18 protein-coding genes are annotated in these 16,936 nt (G+C 64.8%); 10 read left to right on the top strand and 8 right to left on the bottom strand.

All coding sequences use genetic code 11. The features are described from left to right. Positions 1-29: 29 nt before the first annotated feature. Genes VGM20_06200 through VGM20_06215 form a run of 4 tightly spaced genes read right to left on the bottom strand, consistent with a single transcriptional unit; the run spans position 30 to position 4,079 of the window. A complete protein-coding gene (locus tag VGM20_06200) occupies positions 30-1,691 on the bottom strand; it encodes a SulP family inorganic anion transporter (protein HEY4100450.1) in 1,662 nt (553 codons plus the stop codon). A 27-nt stretch (positions 1,692-1,718) separates the two neighbouring features. Next, entirely contained in the window at positions 1,719-2,093 is a 375-nt protein-coding gene (locus VGM20_06205; GenBank protein HEY4100451.1) for a response regulator, read from the bottom strand. Continuing rightward, complete coding sequence (locus tag VGM20_06210; GenBank protein HEY4100452.1) at positions 2,090-2,797, bottom strand: response regulator transcription factor; 708 nt, start codon at positions 2,795-2,797, stop codon at positions 2,090-2,092. The genes VGM20_06205 and VGM20_06210 overlap by 4 nt, the downstream gene beginning before the upstream one ends. Before the next feature lie 58 nt (positions 2,798-2,855). Continuing rightward, positions 2,856-4,079: a GAF domain-containing sensor histidine kinase gene (locus tag VGM20_06215; protein HEY4100453.1), complete on the bottom strand. Its 1,224-nt coding sequence runs from the start codon at positions 4,077-4,079 to the stop codon at positions 2,856-2,858. A gap of 179 nt (positions 4,080-4,258) precedes the next feature. On the opposite strand from VGM20_06215, the gene VGM20_06220 reads away from it, so the two are divergent. The 10 genes from VGM20_06220 to VGM20_06265 all read left to right on the top strand — a co-directional run bounded on the left by VGM20_06220 (position 4,259) and on the right by VGM20_06265 (position 13,175). Further along, entirely contained in the window at positions 4,259-5,293 is a 1,035-nt protein-coding gene (locus tag VGM20_06220) for a multicopper oxidase domain-containing protein (GenBank protein HEY4100454.1), read from the top strand. A 118-nt stretch (positions 5,294-5,411) separates the two neighbouring features. Further along, complete coding sequence (gene nosZ, locus VGM20_06225; GenBank protein HEY4100455.1) at positions 5,412-7,421, top strand: Sec-dependent nitrous-oxide reductase; 2,010 nt, start codon at positions 5,412-5,414, stop codon at positions 7,419-7,421. Further along, positions 7,418-8,047 carry a hypothetical protein gene (locus VGM20_06230; GenBank protein ID HEY4100456.1) on the top strand — a complete coding sequence of 210 codons (630 nt, stop codon included), beginning with the start codon at positions 7,418-7,420 and terminating at the stop codon, positions 8,045-8,047. The genes nosZ and VGM20_06230 overlap by 4 nt, the downstream gene beginning before the upstream one ends. Further along, positions 8,044-9,273 carry a nitrous oxide reductase family maturation protein NosD gene (gene nosD, locus VGM20_06235; protein ID HEY4100457.1) on the top strand — a complete coding sequence of 410 codons (1,230 nt, stop codon included), beginning with the start codon at positions 8,044-8,046 and terminating at the stop codon, positions 9,271-9,273. Before VGM20_06230 ends, nosD begins: the two co-directional genes overlap by 4 nt. Then, entirely contained in the window at positions 9,270-9,992 is a 723-nt protein-coding gene (locus tag VGM20_06240) for an ABC transporter ATP-binding protein (protein HEY4100458.1), read from the top strand. Before nosD ends, VGM20_06240 begins: the two co-directional genes overlap by 4 nt. Next, positions 9,989-10,780, top strand: a complete 792-nt coding sequence (locus VGM20_06245) for an ABC transporter permease subunit (protein ID HEY4100459.1) — start codon at positions 9,989-9,991, stop codon at positions 10,778-10,780. Before VGM20_06240 ends, VGM20_06245 begins: the two co-directional genes overlap by 4 nt. A gap of 8 nt (positions 10,781-10,788) precedes the next feature. Then, positions 10,789-11,232, top strand: a complete 444-nt coding sequence (locus VGM20_06250; GenBank protein ID HEY4100460.1) for a plastocyanin/azurin family copper-binding protein — start codon at positions 10,789-10,791, stop codon at positions 11,230-11,232. Between the two features lie 238 nt (positions 11,233-11,470). Further along, complete coding sequence (locus VGM20_06255) at positions 11,471-12,148, top strand: hypothetical protein (GenBank protein ID HEY4100461.1); 678 nt, start codon at positions 11,471-11,473, stop codon at positions 12,146-12,148. Continuing rightward, the gene (locus VGM20_06260; protein ID HEY4100462.1) at positions 12,148-12,657 is read left to right on the top strand and encodes a hypothetical protein; all 510 of its coding nucleotides are present in this window, start codon (positions 12,148-12,150) and stop codon (positions 12,655-12,657) included. Before VGM20_06255 ends, VGM20_06260 begins: the two co-directional genes overlap by 1 nt. Further along, positions 12,654-13,175 carry a Rieske (2Fe-2S) protein gene (locus tag VGM20_06265; protein ID HEY4100463.1) on the top strand — a complete coding sequence of 174 codons (522 nt, stop codon included), beginning with the start codon at positions 12,654-12,656 and terminating at the stop codon, positions 13,173-13,175. The genes VGM20_06260 and VGM20_06265 overlap by 4 nt, the downstream gene beginning before the upstream one ends. 440 nt (positions 13,176-13,615) lie before the next feature. On the opposite strand, the gene VGM20_06270 is transcribed toward VGM20_06265, so the two are convergent. The 4 genes from VGM20_06270 to VGM20_06285 form a co-directional block, all read right to left on the bottom strand. Continuing rightward, positions 13,616-13,777, bottom strand: coding sequence for a PEP-CTERM sorting domain-containing protein (locus VGM20_06270; GenBank protein HEY4100464.1), 162 nt, complete (start codon positions 13,775-13,777; stop codon positions 13,616-13,618). A gap of 112 nt (positions 13,778-13,889) precedes the next feature. Continuing rightward, positions 13,890-14,603, bottom strand: coding sequence for a PEP-CTERM sorting domain-containing protein (locus VGM20_06275; protein HEY4100465.1), 714 nt, complete (start codon positions 14,601-14,603; stop codon positions 13,890-13,892). Positions 14,604-14,856: 253 nt separating this feature from the next. Then, complete coding sequence (locus VGM20_06280) at positions 14,857-15,576, bottom strand: PEP-CTERM sorting domain-containing protein (GenBank protein HEY4100466.1); 720 nt, start codon at positions 15,574-15,576, stop codon at positions 14,857-14,859. A 245-nt stretch (positions 15,577-15,821) separates the two neighbouring features. Further along, entirely contained in the window at positions 15,822-16,682 is an 861-nt protein-coding gene (locus tag VGM20_06285; protein ID HEY4100467.1) for a PEP-CTERM sorting domain-containing protein, read from the bottom strand. Positions 16,683-16,936 lie beyond the last annotated feature (254 nt).

Genomic DNA, 16,936 nt, shown 5'->3' on the forward strand with positions numbered 1-16,936 from the left:
GCGTGTCGGCGGCGATTCGGGAGACTGGATCAGCGTGGTGCCGCGTCGGATGCCGCAAGCACGAGCGCATCGTCAAGTGATGCCGCCAGATTCTCACGGCCAATTTCATCGAGACGCTGTGACCGTTCGAGCGCAACGAGCGGCTGCGCGTGGACACCGGCGAGTATTACGCGGGTCCCGCCACGACGCGCCTGGCGCACCAGCTCACCCAGGACATGAATTCCGGTGGCATCGATCGCCGGCACATGCCGCATCCGGAGAATCAGCACCCGCGGCCGTGCCGCCACCTGCCCCAGCGCGTTCTTGAACGACTCCGCGGCACCGAAGAAGAAGGGGCCGTTGATCTCGTACACCTCCACCCCGACCGGAATCGTCCTGGGACGAATCAGCTCGTCGTCCTCGCCATCGGACGATCCGGGGTCCCGCAACTCGCGGGTAATCATCGTCACGTTGGTGACCTCGGCCATCCGCCTCATGAACAGGAACGCGGCAAGGACCATCCCGACTTCGATCGCAACGGTCAGGTCGACTAGTACCGTGAGCGTGAACGTCGCGAGCAGAACGAGGACATCGCTCGCGGGAGCGCGCAGGTCGCTGACGAAGGTGCGCCACTCGCTCATGTGGTAGGCGACGATGACGAGGATCGCCGCGAGTGCCGAAAGCGGAATCAGCGCCGCCCATCGGCCCACGAATAGGGTGATGGCGAGGAGCGTGAGCGCGTGCACCATCCCGGCGACCGGGGTGCGCCCGCCGTTCTTGATGTTGGTGGCGGTGCGCGCAATGGCGCCAGTCGCCGGAATGCCGCCAAAGATCGGCGAGACGATGTTGGCGATCCCCTGCGCCACCAGTTCCATGTTCGAGCGGTGCCGACCGCCGATCATCCCGTCGGCGACCACTGCGGAGAGGAGCGATTCCACCGCCGCCAGGATGGCGATGGTGAACGCGGGGCCGATCAGCGCGCCGGCCCGCGCCAGCGTGACGCGCGGAATGACCGGCATCGGCAGGCCGGCATGCACGCCACCGAATCGGGTCCCGATCGTTTCCACCGGCAAACGAAACACGGTGGCGACGACCGTGCTGGCGATCAGTGCCACGAACGGGCCCGGGATGCGGCGGCTGATCTTCGGCCACGCAATCATCGTCAGCAGCGATCCGGCGGCGATCGCGAGCGCCCAGAGGTTGATGTCGTGCCAGTGACTGCCGAATGCTGTCCACCGCGGGACGAACGCCGCGGGCACCGCACCCATGCGCAGCCCGAAGAAGTCCTTGACCTGGCTCGACAGGATGATGATCGCGATGCCGCTGGTGAAGCCGATGATCACCGGATGTGGCACGAACTTGATCGCCGAGCCGAAGCGCGCCAGCCCCAGTGCGACGAGAATGACGCCGGCCATGAGCGTGGCGATGGCAAGACCGTCGACGCCGTACTGCTGCACGATCCCGTACACGATCACGATGAACGCCCCGGTCGGCCCGCCGATCTGCACGCGGGAGCCACCGAGCGCAGAGATCAGAAAACCGGCGATGATCGCGGTGTACAGGCCGCGCTCGGGGGAGACGCCACTCGCGATGGCGAAGGCGATCGCCAACGGGAGCGCCACAATGCCGACGATGACGCCGGCGGTGGCATCCGCCATGAACTGATGGCGGTCGTAGTCCCTGAGGGTTGTGGCGAGCTTGGGTAGCAACATTCGAGTTGGGTGAGCGTCCCGAGCCCGTCAGGCGGCGTTGGGGAGGAGCCGGCGGATCTCGGCGACGAGGTCGTCGAAGAGGAACGGCTTGCTCATGAAGGCGTTGGCACCTGCAGCAAACGCCGCACGCTGATCCTCCGGCGCATCGCGCGCAGTGAGCATCAGGATCGGTACGGTGCGGCCGTCGGCGCGGAACGACCGCGCGATGTCGATCCCGCTCTTGCGCGGCAGCATGTGATCGAGAAGCACGAGATCGACGTCGTCACCGATCTTCGCCTGCGCGTCTTCGCCGGTCGTCGCCCATTCCACGTCGAACCCTTCATCGCGCAAGCCATGGGCAATGAAGCTCCCGACGCGGGGGTCGTCTTCGACGAGCAGGAGGCGCAGCGGCGCTTTCGTCATGACGCGTCGCCAGTCGCATCGGCGCCGTCACTGCCGGATTCGCGCAAGGCGAAACCGACCCCTCGTACGGTCTGCAGCAGTTCGACGCCGGCGGCATCCGCCAGCTTGCGGCGAAGATTTCCCACATGCACGTCGACCACGTTGCTCTCGGGATCGAAATGCATGTCCCAGACCTTCTCCAGCAGCGTGGTGCGCCGGACGACTTCGTCGGCGTGCAGCAGGAAATACTCCAGGAGCTGGAACTCCTTGGGCGTCAGGTTCATCCGCTTGCGGCCGACGGTGACGCGATGATGGGCCCGGTCCATGGTGATCGGCCCGAACCGCAACTCCTCCAGTCGGCCGGTCCCGCCGCGGCGCGTGAGCGCGCGCAACCGCGCAAGGAGCTCATCGAAGCGGAACGGCTTGGCGAGATAGTCGTCGGCGCCGGCATCGAGTCCTCGGACGATATCCTCGGGTGCGTCGCGCGATGTGAGCATCAGGATCGGCGTGGTGCGCCCCTCGCGCCGCAGTTCAGCTGCGATCTGGAAGCCGTTCTTCTTGGGGAGCATCACGTCGAGCAGGATGGCGTCGTAGTCGTACACGTGTGCCAGCATCCCCGCCTGATCGCCGTCAGTCGCGACATCGACCGCGTGCCCTTCCTCCTCGAGCCCCTGCTTGATGAAGGAGGCGATTTTCCGCTCGTCTTCGACGACCAGGATCTTCATGGCGCGAAAGGTGGCGAGGCCCCGATGAAGGGGGCGCCAATCCAGGATGAAGGTTTCTTCATCCTTGCGCGCCGAGCGGCAAGTCAAGCACAAAGATGCCGGCGCCCTCCTGCGGGGTGGCGCCCAGGTCGCCACCGAGAAGCCGCGCCAACCGCCGTGAAAGCGGCAGCCCAAGGCCGATCCCCTGCTTCTCGCCGTCCGCCTTGGTGACGTAGATGTCGAAGATCCGCTCGACCTCGTCTTCGCGAATCCCAGGCCCCTCGTCACGGACGGTGTAGCGCATCCGGTCACCGGCGACCGCGGCCGAGAGCTCCACCGCCGACTTCTCCGGGGTGTACTTGATGGCGTTGCTCAGGAGGTTCACGAGGATCTGCTCGACCCGGCTGGCGTCGGTCTCGATCGGCGGGAGCGTCGGCCCCAGCTTGACGAGAATCCGCACCTCCTTGGTGTTGGCTGATGGCATGACCCGGCCGATAGCACGCCTCGCCACGCCGACGGAATCGACCAGCCTGATCACCGGCTTGAGCCGATCCTCGTCGAGGCGGCTGAGGTCGAGGAGGTCATTGATCAACCCCACCGCCTGCTGCGCGGAGTCGAGCACTTCGAAGGCTGCGGGGGGCACGGTGGCCGGATCCTTCTTCCGGACCAGGAGCTCGGACCAGCCGTAGACCGCCGCGAGTGCGTTGCGCAACTCGTGATTGACCATCGCGAAGAAGCGCTCACGAGTCCGATGCAGCTGATGGACTTCGGCAAGCAGCCGCGCGCTCTCCTCGTGCAATCGGGCGTTCTCCACGGCCGACGCGGTCATCGCGGCGAGCAGGATGGCGATGTGTTCGTCTTCGTCGGTGAACTCGCTGCCGTCGAGCTTTTCGGTGAGGTAGAGATCGCCGAAGATGCCGCGGCGCCCGGCGACGGGGACGCCGAGGAATGTGTGCATCGGAGGGTGATGCGGCGGGAAGCCGTACGAATCGGGGTGACGCGCCAGGTCGGGGAGCCGGATGGGCCGTCCCTCGCGGATCACCAGGCCGAGAATGCCGTGACCCGTCGGCCGTGGTCCGATCCGGGCGATTTCCTCGTCGCTGAGGCCGTGGGTGACGAATTGTTCGAGGAGGCGTCCATCCGGCGCGAGGACACCAATCGCTGCGTAACGTGCGCCGATCACGTCGGCAGCGATCTCGGCAACCCGATGGAGGACGCGATCGAGCGAGGCTTCTGAGGTGAGTGCGACCCCCGCCAGCACCAGCTTTTCCAGTCGCTCACCGCGACGAATCGCACGCTCCATCGATTCGCTCCGAAGGTGACGGAATCGCCCCGGACAACAGGGCTCAGGCAAGCTCCGCCGCGTCCCGACAGATGTCAAGCATCGATCGCAGGATCCACAAGAAACCTTCATCTTCGCTCCACCTGCGCTTCATCACCCGACCGGTACACTCCGTCCAACAACTCTGACGGAGCTGCCCGATGTCGATCGAAACCGAGCACCAGCCGACCCGCCGGTCATTCCTGTGCCAGGGAGCGAGCATCGCGCTCGCCCTTCCGGCTGTGAGCGCCGTCGTCGCCGCGTGCGACCGCCCCAAGGCTGCCGCTGCAGCTGCTGCGAAGCCCGTCGCGCCACCGCTGACGCCGCGCCAGAAAGCCGACGCGATGGATGCGGTCCACGAACGGGGAATGAAGGCGTTTCCGGCAAAGACCACCGGTGTCGGTAGCGTCGATCTGGCGCCGCGCATTGAGCACGGCGTCAAGATCTTCGATCTGACCGCGGAGAAGATCCAGTGGGAGACGCAGCCCGGGAAGATGGTGGAAGCATTCGCCTACAACGGGATAGTCCCCGGTCCGACGATCCGCGTCCGCGAGGGTGACCGAGTCGAGGTGAATCTCATCAACAAGCTCGACCAGTCGACGGTGATTCACTTCCATGGCCTCGAGCTCCCCAACGACCAGGACGGCGTGCCCTTCATCACCCAGCCGCCGGTCAAGCCGGGGGAGACCTACACCTATCGCTTCACGGTGCCGAACGCCGGGTCGCACATGTACCACTCGCATCACAACTCCGCCGAGCAGGTGAGCAAGGGGATGCTCGGCGCGTTCATCGTCGAGCCACGGGATCCGAATCCGGCGCACCGCGCCGACATCGACGCGCTGATGATCCTCAACGACGGCGTGCATGGCTACACGCTCAATGGCAAGTCATTCCCCGCAACCGCGCCGATCGTCGCCAGCAAGGGCCAGACAGTGCGGATCCGTTTCATGAATGAAGGGATGATGATCCACCCGATGCACCTGCACGGGATGCACATGACCGTGATTGCGAAGGACGGGTGGGATCAGCCGCAGCCGTGGAAGTGCGACACGCTCAACATCGCGCCCGGTGAGCGCTGGGACGTGCTGGTCAAGGCGAACAATCCGGGAACATGGGCATTCCACTGCCACATCCTGCAGCATGCCGAGAGCATGGAAGGGATGTTCGGGATGGTGACGGCGCTGGTGGTCACATGAGCCAGCCGACGACTCCGCCGCAGATGAATGGCTCTTCATCTGTCGTTCACGCTCCTCTACAGCCCGGGATCACACTTTCGGTGCATCAGCTGGTACGAACCATCGATCCGAGGTTGCCATGTCACTGTCGAGACTGAGCTGTTCCCTGATCGTCGCGAGCGCCGTTGCGGCGACCGCCTGCCGCACTCCCGCGCCGCAGGACCTCCTCACCGGCGACGCTGCCCGGGCGGTGTACGTCGCACCCGGCCACTACGATGAGTTCTACGCCTTCCTCTCCGGCGGCTACAGCGGCCAGGTCGCGGTGTACGGACTACCCTCGGGGCGGCTCCTCAAGGAGATCCCGGTCTTCTCGGCGTTCCCGGAGAATGGCTACGGCTACACCGAGGAGAACCGCGCACTGCTGCAGACGACGTACGGGATGGTGCCGTGGGATGACACCCATCATCCTGAACTGTCGCAGACCAATGGTCTCCCCGACGGCCGCTGGCTCTTCATCAACGGCAACAACACGCCGCGCATCGCGCGCATCGACCTGACCCGATTCGAAACCGATGAGATCATCCAGATCCCCAACTCGGCGGGCGGGCATGCGTCGCCGTTCACCACCGGCAATTCGGAATATGTCGTCTCCGCGACGCGCTTCTCGGTTCCGGTGCCGAACAGCGACGTGCCGATCGCCGACTACAAGGAACGTTTCAAGGGGACGTTGTCGTTCGTGCGCGCCGACCAGCCGGGGAAGATGGACATCGCTTTCCAGATCCTGATGCCGGGGTACGACTACGACCTTGGCCACGCCGGCAAGGGACCGTCCGACGGCTGGTTTTTCTTCACCAGCTACAACAGCGAGCAGGCGTACACCAAGCTCGAAGTGAATGCATCGCGCAACGACAAGGACTACATCGCCGCGGTGCACTGGAAGCTCGCCGAGCAGTGCGTCAAGGATGGCAAGGCACACCGCACGCCGGCGGAGTACGATCACAACTACGTCGACGAGAAGAGCCGCATCGCGGTCACCGAACGCAAGCACAGCGTCCTGGTCCTGAAGCCGGAGGATTGTCCCGGCGTCGTCTACCTGATTCCCACGCCGAAGTCGCCGCATGGCGTCGATATCGATCCGACCGGTGAATACATCGTCGGTGGCGGCAAGCTCGCCACGGTGATCCCGGTGCACTCGTTCACGAAGATGCAGCAGGCGATCGCCGCGAAGGCATTCGATGGCGATCTCGACGGCATCCCCGTGCTCAAGTACGAAGCCGTCCTCGCGGGCGAAGTGCAGCACCCGGGCCTCGGGCCGCTGCACACCGAGTTCGACGGGAAGGGATACGCCTACACCTCGATGTTCATCTCGTCCGAGGTGGTGAAATGGAAGCTGGGAACGTGGCAGGTCGTCGATCGGGCGCCGACGTACTACTCGATCGGCCACCTGATGATCCCCGGCGGCGATTCGCGCCAGCCGTGGGGGAAGTACCTCCTGGCGATGAACAAGATCACCAAGGACCGCTACCTCCCGACCGGCCCGGAGCTCGACCAGTCGGCACAGCTCTTCGACATCAGCGGCGGGAAGATGCGACTCCTCCTCGACTTCCCCACCGTCGGCGAGCCGCACTACGCACAGGCACTCCCCGCGTCGTTGATTCGCGCGCGGCAGGTGAAGTTCCTCGCGCTCGCCGGCAACACCAATCCGTACGTGGCTCGCAGCGAGGCGGACGGCGGGATCACGCGCAGCGGCAAGGCCGTGCACGTCAAGATGATTGCGATCCGCAGCCACTTTGCCCCGGACAATCTCGAGGGGGTGATGCTCGGCGACACGGTGTACTTCCATGTCACCAACATCGAGCAGGACTGGGACATCGTCCACGGCTTCGCGGTCCTGGGGATGAACACGGCGAACCTGATCCTTCTGCCCGGTGAGACGCGCACGTTGCGCTGGGTCCCCCAGGAGGTCGGCGTCTTCCCGTTCTACTGCACCGACTTCTGCAGTGCGCTGCACCAGGAGATGCAGGGGTACATCCGCGTGAGTGCGCCGGGGAGCAACGTGCCGCTCACCGCCAACACCTCCCCCAAGGCGGCAACACAGCAGGCGCGGATGCCGATGAACCATGGCAGCATGAAAGGGGCTGGGCGATGACCCGCCGCGGCCGCATTCTCCTCGCAATCGCCGCGCTGCTGACGATCGCCGCGCTGATCCTCCCGCTCTGGACCGTTCGGCTGGTCGCGCCGCAGTATCCCGAAGGGCTCGGACTGGCGATCCGGACCAGCACTGTCGTCGGGCTCAAGCCCGGCGACCTGCTCAGCATCAATGAATTGAATCACTACATCGGGATGCGTGTGATCGTACCGAACGCGATTCCCGAACTGGCGTGGATGCCGAAGATCGTTGCCTTCCTCGCGGCGATTCTGCTGATCGCCGCCGCGTTCGGGTCGCGCCGGCTCGCGGCGGCGTGGTGCGTCCTTGCGGTGGCGCTCGCTGCCGCCGGCATCTGGGACTTCCATCGCTGGGAATATGACTACGGCCACAATCTCGATATGGCGAACGCGATCATCGTCATCCCGGGGATGAGCTATCAGCCTCCGCTGCTGGGAAGCAAGCAGCTGCTCAACTTTACCGCGACATCATGGCCGGCGAGTGGCACTCTGGCTCTCGGCGGCGCGATGATTCTCGTTGCACTTGCTGCCGCGGACCGAAAGCGCACTTCGCGCCGCCCCGTTCCGATCGTGCCGGCCGTCCCTCATCTCGCCGGGACGCCAGCGTGATCGCAGTGCTCGCCGTCGCCGCCATGCTGCAGTCTCCGCTGGTCGTTTCGGTCACGGGGCCATACACCAGCATCGCTGCCGCAATCACGGCGGCGCCTGCCGGTGGCATCGTGGTGGTACGAGCCGGTGTCTACGCCGAGCCGACGATCACGATCAATCGCGCCATCACCCTCGCGGGCGAACCGGGCGCGATTCTCGATGGCGGGGGGACGCATGCAATCATCATCGTGCACGCCGACAGCGTCACGATCCGCGGCCTTGAATTCCGGAATACCGGCTTTGCGTACAAGGAAGACCGTGCCGCGGTGCGCGTCGTCGATTCGCACGACTGCACCATCGACGGCAATCGCTTCACGCACACCTTCTTCGCGATCTATCTCGCCCGGGCGACCGGCTGCACCGTACGCAACAACACGATCACCGGCGTTCCGGGACGCGAGGCAGTCAGCGGCAACGGCATCCATCTCTGGTCGTGCCGCGAGATCGCCGTGCTGGGGAACACGATCCGTGGCCACCGCGACGGGATCTACCTCGAATTCACCCGCCACGCCGACGTGCGCGGCAACGTGAGCGAGGGGAATGTCCGGTACGGGATGCACTTCATGTATTCCGATTCCTCCAGCTATACCGGGAACACCTTCCGCTCCAATGCGAGCGGCGTCGCGGTGATGTACACCCGTGTCGTCGCAATGCACGGCAACCTTTTCACCTCGAATCACGGCCCGGCCTCGTACGGTCTCCTCCTCAAGGAGATCCAGGACGCACACCTCGACTCCAATACCTTCCGCGGCAACACCGTCGGGCTGATGGCAGACGGCGCCGACCGGCTGGTGGCAACGCGCAATCAATTCATCGACAACGGCTGGGGTGTCCGGCTGCTGGCCAGCACCGGCGACGGGCGATTCGAGGCGAACGCGTTCGCCCGCAATTCATTCGACATCGCAGCCAACGGCGACGGCAACAGCACCGATCTCGACGGCAACTGGTGGGACGGTTATCACGGCTGGGATCTCGATCACGACGGCGCTGGTGATGTGCCGTATCGCCCGATGCGCCTCTTCGCCGCATTGGTCGAGCGCTCGCACCCGGCACTCCTCTTCCAGCACGCCCTCTTCGTCCGGCTCCTCGACGCCGCCGAACGCGTCCTCCCGGTGCTGACGCCGGCGAGCGTCGTCGATCACCACCCGCTGATGCGCGATCCGATGATCGCGAGGGAATCACGATGATTACGCTGCACCGCGTATCGAAACGGTTTGGCCGGACGGTGGTCCTGCAGGATGCGAGCGCCGACATCCGCGCGGGACGGATCACCGCGATGATCGGGCCGAACGGCGCCGGCAAGACGACGCTGCTCAAGCTGATCCTCGGCCTGGCGACCCCCGACCGCGGCACGATCCGAGTCGGTGGTCACCTGCTCGATGGCTCGCCGGACTACCGCGACGCCATCGGGTACGTCCCGCAGATCGTCCGCTTTCCGCAGCAGCTCACCGGACGCGAATTGCTGGCAACGTTCGCGGCGCTCCGGCCTCGCGCACTCAAGCCCGACCTCTCTCTTGCAGCGGCGTTCGGCGTCACCGACGCACTCGATCGCCCGCTCGGCCTCCTCTCGGGCGGCACTCGGCAGAAGATCAACACGGTGCTCGGATTTGCCTTTCGGCCACAGCTGTTGATTCTCGACGAACCGACTGCGGGGCTCGATCCCGTCGCGAGCCGGGCGCTCAAGAACCGGCTGATCGGGGCGCGGACCGCGGGCGCCACGGTGCTAATCACATCGCACCTTCTGACTGAGCTCGAGGAATTGGTCGACGACATCGTCTTTCTTGCCGACGGATCGATCCAGTGGGAAGGCTCGGTCGAACAGCTCGAGGCCACGACCGGTCAGTGCACCCTTGAACGAGCCGTCGATCGCCTCTGGGCGCGCCCCTCGCTCCAGGCGGTCGCATGAACGCCGTCGCCCGGTTCGGCGGCGTCACCTTGCGCGGATCCTCGCGCTATCGCGGCCTCGTCGCGACTGCCGCGATCCTGATGATCGCCGGCGAATTGCTGATCCGCTTCGGCGGCGGCGGCCTGGCCACGATCGTCTCGCTCCTCGACGTGGTATTGATCGTGACGCCGCTCGTGGCGCTCGTCGCGGGGACGGTGCAGGTGCACCAGGCGCGCGAAGTCACCGAACTCCTGCTGGCTCAGCCGGTGACGCGACGCACCGTCTTCATCGGACTCTACCGCAAGACTGTGCTGCCGCTGATGGCGACGCTGGCGATTGGTCTCGTCGCACCATTTGTGTGGCACGGCCTGCTCGACGCCGCGATGCTCGGTCAACTCGGCGGGCTCGTGCTTGCCGCGTGGGCGCTGGCGATGATCGGCTCGGCGCTGGCCTTCGTGATCGCGGTTGCGATCGAAAACCGGGTGCGCGCCCTCGGCGTGGCGCTGGCGGCGTGGCTCGCTGCCGCGGTCCTCTGGGACGGCGCTCTCCTTCTCGGCGCGATGGTGTGGGGCGACCGTCCGATCGAGCTCCCGCTCCTCGGGCTTCTCGCTTTCAACCCGATCGACCTCGCTCGGGTGCAACTCCTCATAGGCACCGACGCAGCGGCGCTCTCCGGCTACACCGGCGCAGTGGTCCAGCACGTGATTGGCACATCGGCAGGACATCTCTACCTGATCGTCGCACTGACGCTCTGGCTCATCGGGCCGCTCTGGTTCGCGGCGAAAACCTTCCAACGAAAAGACTTCTAGGAGATTGTATGTCGACAGCACGGGTACAAGGACTCTTCCTCTTCTGCAGCGCACTGTCCCTCATCGGGTGCGGCAAGGGGCCGGTGGCAACAAACGACGCGGCCACGCCACCCTCGGCCGCGAGCGTAGCCGCGCCCGCCGCTGCAAAACCGACCCGTACCATCATCGCCATCACCCTCGTCACCGACGAGAAGGGCAGCCGCTTTGAACCGGCCGCAGTGACGGCCAAGCGCGGAGATCTCCTTCGGTTCACGCTTGGTGCCGGCGTGCACAACGTGGATTTCCTCGCCGACAGCAACGCCGGTGTCGCGGGACTGCCCGCGCCGAGCGAGATGCTACAGCTGCCGCAGCAGACCTTCGACGTTCCGGTCAACTTCCCCGCGGGGACCTATTACTTCCAGTGTGATCCGCACGCACCACTCGGGATGACGGGCAAGCTGAAGGTGGAGTAATGGCTGACCGCCAACCGTCAGGTGTCTGATCGCAACGGGGTTTCGGCATGGAGCGTCCATCGCCGAAACCCCGATTCGTCTCCACTGGAGAGCCGCGTTTGCGCCCTTTTCCGCCGCCACAGGCGGCAAGGCGGTCATCCGGATGATCGCACGCACACTTGTCACCCGCTGGTCAGGTTTCCGGCAATACACTTCGCGCTGGCGAGTATCGCATTCTTTCGGGAGTCACCTCGTCACAATGAACGATCTACGTGGGTTGTTAGCGGTGGGCGTGGTGATGCTCGGTGGATCGCTCGCACCGCTTCAGCTCGCGGCCCAGAGCGACACCATTCCGGTCACCGCCCCCGCCGCCCCCGCCGCAACCGTCGGCATCGCCGGACCGCCGTCGCGCTGCGACATCTGCCACGTCGCCGATTCGGCGGCGATGCCGCAGCAGCGGCCGATGGCGATTCAGCTCTCCAACGGCTATTACACTCGCCTCCACATTCACCTGCTGGCGAGCTACGTCACCCTTCCGGTGATGGCCACCGAATTCGTCCTCGGCGAGAAGCTCATCAGCGATGAGCGGCAGGGACTGCGCGGATCGTCGGCCCTCACCGGCGCGCACAGCGCCACGGCGATCGCGCTGGTGTCGCTCTTCGGAATCAACACTGTCACCGGCGTGCTCAACCTCTACGAAGCGCGGCATGTTTCGGACGGACGAGTGCGGCGCACCATTCACTCGATCCTGATGCTCGCCGCCGATGCCGGTTTTGCCTACACCGCATCGGTCGCCGGCTCAGCCAAGCTTCGCCGCGATGTGACGCCCACGCCCGGGACGCTCCCATCAGGGGCGGACCGCCACCGCACCGCGGCGATCGCATCGATCTCCGTTGCCACCGCGGCAACCCTCATGATGTGGATCTGGAAACACTGATGATCGACGCACCCGGACTGGTTCACTTCTTCGCGCCGTGGAAAGAGATCTATTCCAACTCGCCGGTGGTCGATACCGGCGTGATCTTCGTGCATCTCGCCGGGATCCTGATCGGAGGCGGGACGGCGCTCTTCACCGATCGCGCCACGCTCCAGGTCCGCAACGGAGAAAGTGAAGCGGCGCGCGCTGCCGCCATCGAACTCCAGGAATCCCATCGCGTCGTCGTCGGGTCGCTGGTGGTGGTGCTCATCAGCGGGATCGCCCTCGCAACGTCCGACCTTCCGACCTTCTTGCACGCGCCGCTCTTTGCGGTCAAGCTGGCGTTCGTGACGCTGCTGGTGATCAACGGCGCGCTGCTGATCCGGGCCGAGCGGGTTTTCGGCGAACCGTCGAGCGGCGCGGAACGTTCAGATCGAACCTGGAAGGGAGTGCGACGCCACGCCCGTGCGTCGCAGGTCCTCTGGCTCTGCACCCTGCTTGCGGGCACCGCACTGGCGAACCTTACATGAGCGAGATTGAGCGGGAGGACGTGGGCGCCTGCCCGTCATGCGAAGCGATCGACCGGCGGGTCTTCGTCGAGCGCGCGTCGATACTCGCGGCGTCTGCGCTCCTGAGCCTCGGCGTGCCGCGCCGAGTGCTGGCGATGATGCGGCCGATCCCGGTCGATGCGATCGCGCGGCGCGGGAGCACTGTCTCGTACCCGGTTCCAGCTGCGGACGGCGCCCAGATCGACAAGTCGAATGGTGTCATCATCACGCGCTGGCAGGGGGTCGTGATCGCCTTCAACCTCGCCTGCCCGCATCAGCGAGCGCCGTTGCGGTGGAACGGCCAGGATGCCCAGTTCGAATGCCCCAAGCACCACTCGCACTATCTCCCCGATGGTACGTACGTCTCGGGTCGCGCCACTCGGTCGATGGACCGGCTGGCGATCACGAAGACGGCGAGCGGGGTTGAGGTCAATCTCGACCAGATGTTCAAGGAGCCCGACAACCCGGCGACGTGGAAGGCGGCAGAGGTCACGGTGTAACGGCCTCAGTCTCCTTCATCAGGCCGTCAGTCGACATCGTCGAGGCGTCGGTCGACTTGTACAAGGCGTCGGTGCGACCCGCCGGCGCGTTTGCCTCTTCCGCAAGCCGTCCGGGTGACCCGACAGCGAAATCAGTCTCTTCCGCAAGCCATTCGTCTCTTCCGCAAGCCATCCGGGTAACCCGACATCGAAATCAGTCGCCCCCGCAAGCCGTTCGTCGACTTGTACAAGGCGTCGGTGCGACCCGCCGGCGCGTTTGCCTCTTCCGCAAGCCGTCAGGGTAACCCGACAGCGAAATCAGTCTCTTCCGCAAGCCGTCCGTCTCTTCCGCAAGCCATCCGTCTCTTCCGCAAGTCGTCCGGGTAACCCGACATCGAAATCAGTCTCTTCCGCAAGCCGTTCGGGTGACCCGCCGTCGCGTCTGCCTCGTGCGGCAGCCGCTACTTCCGGCGCCGCCGCTTCATCCCGGCGCCGGCCATCCCGACGAGCCCGGTGGCGAGGAGCGCCATCGTCGACGGTTCGGGGACGGTGTTGATCTCGGCGAGCGCCCCGCCCACGCCGTAGGAAAAGTCCAGCGACGTACTGCTGGTAGACTGGCTCATCGGTTCGAAGTTCGCGCCAGCGGGACGCAGATCGGGCGCGCAATAAACAAACCAGCGCGCCTCAACTTCGAGAGCGCGCTGGCGAGAGAAAATCTTGTGCGCTGTGCGCTGACTACTTGCGGCGCCGCCGCTTCATCCCGGCGCCAGCCATCCCGACGAGCCCGGTGGCGAGGAGCGCCATCGTCGACGGTTCGGGGACGGAGCTGACGTCGGCGAGCGTGCCGCCGATGCCGTAGGAAAAGTCCGTTTCATCGGAAGCCACATCGGTGGTCGGGACGAAATCTACGGCGAAGAAACTACTGTTCCAAAAGCCGGAACCGTTGATATTCGAGTTGACGCCTGACGCTCCGCTGGTTGTTGTGACGAAGTCTCCACCAGTGCCGTTGCCAACGACCGAAATCCCCATCCAGTACGTCCCCGGCGCGAGGAAGAACGACAACCCGCTGATATGTGCCTGATACTCCTCCAACGAGAACGGGCTCGTCAATTCATCGGTCTGGGTCACAGCCCCGGATCCTGATTGGACCAACGTGCCGCCATTCCCGGTGCTCATGCCGCTTCGAATCTCCCATTGCGCGCCCTGCCACTGGACGGTGCCCACGAACAGACCGTACAGGTCAGTCACATTCCACCCCGATCCGCCGACGACGAAGTCGTCGTAAACCATCGACTGGCTGACGCCCGTATTGAAGTCGCTGGACAACGCGTCGAGCCCGTTGGGAGTCCCGTTGAAAAACAAGTTCTGCGCTGATGCCGGGGCAGCAACGAGCCCCGCGAGCAGCGAAAGAGCTGCGAGGGAACGAACCAGCACGCTGGGTGTCTTCACGATTCCTCCAAAGGAATTGGAACAGCAACTCAAGCGAGATATTCGAATCGACTCCGCAAATCTCTGTCGCGCTCCGTCGACAGAATCGTTGGCGGGAAGCCACAGCGTGCTCGCCAGACCAGCATCGCAACTACCGGCGGATCAAGGCTTTGCGGTAATTTTGCGTCGGAACGAAGAGTGGTTCAGCAAGAAACAAACCAGCGCGCCTCGAGTTCGAGAGCGCGCTGGCGAGAGGAGAAATCTTTTGCGCTGACTACTTGCGGCGACGCCGTTTCACGCCGGCGCCGGCCATTCCGACGAGGCCGGTGGCGAAGAGCGCCATCGTCGACGGTTCGGGAACGGTGTTGATCTCCGCGGCGGTCCCTTCGACGTCGTACGCAAAGTCGGAGGGCCCCGTGAGCCCGGCATCCTCGGCAGAAGCGAAGTCCGCTCCGAAGAACGAGCTATTCCAGAACGCGAGCAGGTCAGGATCGGAATTCACCCCGCCCGAGCCGCTGGTCACTTCCACGAACGCCTGACCACCCGAGGTACCGTTGATGAGCGAGATCCCCATCCAGTATGTCCCCGGCGCGAGAAAGAACGACAATCCGCTGATGTCGGTCTGATATTCCGTCAGGCCGACAACGGTATTGCCGGTCGCTGTCATTGCCATGCTCGATGTTCCTGACTCAAGCAGCGACCCGCCGTCCCCCAGAGATATGCCGCTCCGGATCTCCCATGCCGCCGTCGACGTGAGATACTGGCTCAGGAAATACCCCGACAGACCGGTGACATTCCATCCTGATCCACCCACGATGAAATCGTCGTAAATCATCGACTGAGAGACGGATAGATCCTGTTCGCTGGAGACCCCGCCAACGCCGTTCGGCAGTCCGTTCAGGAAGAGTGTCTGCCCGTGGGCCGGGACCGTGCCGAGCGCCAGCAGCAGCGACGCACCCGCAAACGAGCGGGCGAGGAAAGCAGGAATCTTCACAAATCCCCCAGGGCAACGCAGGTTGTGAACAGGACAGGACGATCGCGGGCGAAACTGTGTTGAGCGTCATCGACAGAAACGTCGAGCCGATGCCACGGACAAACCGACTCCCCTTATCAAAACTTCCGGCGGAACCATCAATTGCGGAACGGGGGAGGTGGATCGACGATGGTTTGAGCAAAAAACAAACCAGCGCGCCTCGACATCGAGAGCGCGCTGGCGAAGGAATGAAGCTCGCCCGCAGACTACTTCCGGCGGCGCCGCTTCACCCCGGTCAGCCCGATCAACCCGAGCCCCACCATCATCATCGCCGACGGTTCCGGTGCCAGATCCTGATCGGTATCGGGGTTGTTGATCTCATCGATCTGCAGTGAAAAATCGGCGTTGAACGTCGGCGCCGAGAAGTTCGGCACAGATCCACCCGGCGCGCCGACGTCCGATGAGAATTCGGAGAACTCACCGTTGCCGCTCCAGCCGCCCGTTCCGGTGATCGAAGGACCCGAGGGTGCATTGAACGAATTCCCCTGGTCGTTCTCGCCCTGGCTGTTGCCGTCCTGATTCCGGCTGACCGAGTTCGTCACCACCGTACCGCCGCTCGCGAAGGTGTTCACCCCGCTCCCACCATTGAACGAACTCGGCCCGTCGCCGCCGATCGTATGGTGGCGGTTGAAATCACTCGACACCGGTGCTGTGCCCCCGTTGCGCGACGTCGGAATTCCACCGCTGAAGGTGCTCCCCGGGCTGCCCCAGCCGATGCCACCGGGCCCGCCACCGCTGCCGGAAGCGCCCAGCCCCACGATCGCGGGGAGACCGGCGAAGTACCACGCCGACCCGCCGCCCCAGCCGCCGCTCGTCCCGTTCGACGTCATCGGCACTGCGCCGTGGTCATCGGCGTAGTTGACGTCCAGCAGCGGCAGCGGCGCGGCTGGCCGAGCCAATTCCGGACCCCGCAGCGCGCCGAGGAGGTTGCCGCCGGACGGATCGCTCCAGCTGAGTGCGAAGGGGATCAGCACCACCGGCTTCAGTGCCGTCAGCTTGGGAAGCTTGCGGGCGATGGCCAGCTGCATGTTGTTCGCGGTCGGCTTCTCGCGGCTGCATCCGGTCATTGCAGCTATGAGGGCTGCGGCACCGAGTACCGAGGCCCTGTCGAATCCGGTGTGATGGTGTGTTTTCATGTTGGCTTGTGACGACCCGCGGCGCGCATCGTACACACCTGATTCGCACAGCTCTTGAGGCTGTCTCACGGCTTACATCAGCACATCCTCTTCGTGATCTCCTCGCTATCATCTTCGAGCGGGAAATTGCGCCGCAATTGTGGCCGACTCGCTACAAATCGACGTCGCCGTCGAAAAATCTGTGG

Source organism: Gemmatimonadales bacterium, from assembly GCA_036500345.1.
Taxonomy (GTDB): Bacteria; Gemmatimonadota; Gemmatimonadetes; order Gemmatimonadales; family GWC2-71-9; genus Palsa-1233.

Bases quoted from the DNA above. Each gene is read 5' to 3' on its own strand.
- VGM20_06200 (HEY4100450.1), bottom strand. From the start codon at position 1,691: ATGTTGCTACCCAAGCTCGCCACAACCCTCAGGGACTACGACCGCCAT.
- VGM20_06205 (HEY4100451.1), bottom strand. From the start codon at position 2,093: ATGACGAAAGCGCCGCTGCGCCTCCTGCTCGTCGAAGACGACCCCCGC.
- VGM20_06210 (HEY4100452.1), bottom strand. From the start codon at position 2,797: ATGAAGATCCTGGTCGTCGAAGACGAGCGGAAAATCGCCTCCTTCATC.
- VGM20_06215 (HEY4100453.1), bottom strand. From the start codon at position 4,079: ATGGAGCGTGCGATTCGTCGCGGTGAGCGACTGGAAAAGCTGGTGCTG.
- VGM20_06220 (HEY4100454.1), top strand. From the start codon at position 4,259: ATGTCGATCGAAACCGAGCACCAGCCGACCCGCCGGTCATTCCTGTGC.
- nosZ (HEY4100455.1), top strand. From the start codon at position 5,412: ATGTCACTGTCGAGACTGAGCTGTTCCCTGATCGTCGCGAGCGCCGTT.
- VGM20_06230 (HEY4100456.1), top strand. From the start codon at position 7,418: ATGACCCGCCGCGGCCGCATTCTCCTCGCAATCGCCGCGCTGCTGACG.
- VGM20_06240 (HEY4100458.1), top strand. From the start codon at position 9,270: ATGATTACGCTGCACCGCGTATCGAAACGGTTTGGCCGGACGGTGGTC.
- VGM20_06245 (HEY4100459.1), top strand. From the start codon at position 9,989: ATGAACGCCGTCGCCCGGTTCGGCGGCGTCACCTTGCGCGGATCCTCG.
- VGM20_06250 (HEY4100460.1), top strand. From the start codon at position 10,789: ATGTCGACAGCACGGGTACAAGGACTCTTCCTCTTCTGCAGCGCACTG.
- VGM20_06255 (HEY4100461.1), top strand. From the start codon at position 11,471: ATGAACGATCTACGTGGGTTGTTAGCGGTGGGCGTGGTGATGCTCGGT.
- VGM20_06260 (HEY4100462.1), top strand. From the start codon at position 12,148: ATGATCGACGCACCCGGACTGGTTCACTTCTTCGCGCCGTGGAAAGAG.
- VGM20_06265 (HEY4100463.1), top strand. From the start codon at position 12,654: ATGAGCGAGATTGAGCGGGAGGACGTGGGCGCCTGCCCGTCATGCGAA.
- VGM20_06270 (HEY4100464.1), bottom strand. From the start codon at position 13,777: ATGAGCCAGTCTACCAGCAGTACGTCGCTGGACTTTTCCTACGGCGTG.
- VGM20_06285 (HEY4100467.1), bottom strand. From the start codon at position 16,682: ATGACCGGATGCAGCCGCGAGAAGCCGACCGCGAACAACATGCAGCTG.